Raw genomic sequence first — 874 nt, 5'->3', positions numbered from 1 at the left:
CTCCGTCCTCGAATCGATACCGCGTCATCGGCAGAACACGACGCGCTGCGTGTAGATCTGCGGTTCGACGACAGGCTTCGTCGAGCCGTTGAGATCGTCGCGATAGGCGCGGTAGGTCTTGCCGTTCACCGTCACGTCCGACGCGCGGGCCGTCTCGATCCGGTCGAGCCCGGCGTGCCGCCATGCGTTCACCCGGTCCGCCGCCGTGACGCTCGACTCGCCCGCGATCTGCTGCGTGATCGCGCTGCCGTCGCTCCACGGCTGCGTCCGCATGTCCTCGGTGTGCTGCATCGCGCCGACCGTCTTGCCGGTCGGCTTCGGCCCGTTCTGCGCGTCGAACGGCGCACCGCGGCCGTACACCGGCGATTGCCACGACGGCGCGTGACCCGCTTCCGGCATCATGTAGATCATCTGCGGATCGCCGATCATCATCATCGGCGCGCATGCCGTGTTGTCGGGACGGCCAAGCGTCGACAGCGCCTGCTGGACGCTCGCGGCATTCGCGAGGGTCTGCTCGCTCAGGATGACGAAGACCGCGGGATTCTGGAAAACCGATTGCGCAGCGGCCTGCACGCTGGCCAGCCACAAAGCGATCAAAAAGATCCTCATGATTGAGGCCTCCTTGCATCCTCGTCACGCAAAAAGAGGTGTTGACCTCGGGGATGGGAGCAACACCCGTCAAACCGGAAAAGACTGTCGGGCATCGGGCCGAACGCCTGCCGTGCGACCCGCGCGCCGGTCGCACGGCAAACCGGCCCGCATGCCTACGACGAGGTACTCGTCGAGATGACGGTCGGCGCCGGCACGACCGGTGCAGCCGGTGCGGCCTGCTGGTCGACCGTCATCTCGACGAGGTACTCGTCGAGATGACGGT

At 66.2% G+C, this 874-nt stretch carries 1 protein-coding gene; it reads right to left on the bottom strand.

From position 1 onward, the window contains the following. Positions 1 to 24 precede the first annotated feature (24 nt). Positions 25 to 609: a hypothetical protein gene (locus H3O04_RS35510; protein ID WP_202589531.1), complete on the bottom strand. Its 585-nt coding sequence runs from the start codon at positions 607 to 609 to the stop codon at positions 25 to 27. Between the last annotated feature and the right edge of the window lie 265 nt (positions 610 to 874).

It is taken from the genome of Burkholderia sp. KCJ3K979 (assembly GCF_016759955.1).
Lineage (GTDB): Bacteria > Pseudomonadota > Gammaproteobacteria > Burkholderiales > Burkholderiaceae > Burkholderia > Burkholderia orbicola.
Note: the sequence above shows the minus strand (reverse complement) of the source record. Positions and strands in the feature narration are given on the sequence as shown.

Coding starts and splice junctions, on each gene's coding strand:
- H3O04_RS35510 (WP_202589531.1), bottom strand. CDS start 609: ATGAGGATCTTTTTGATCGCTTTGTGGCTGGCCAGCGTGCAGGCCGCT.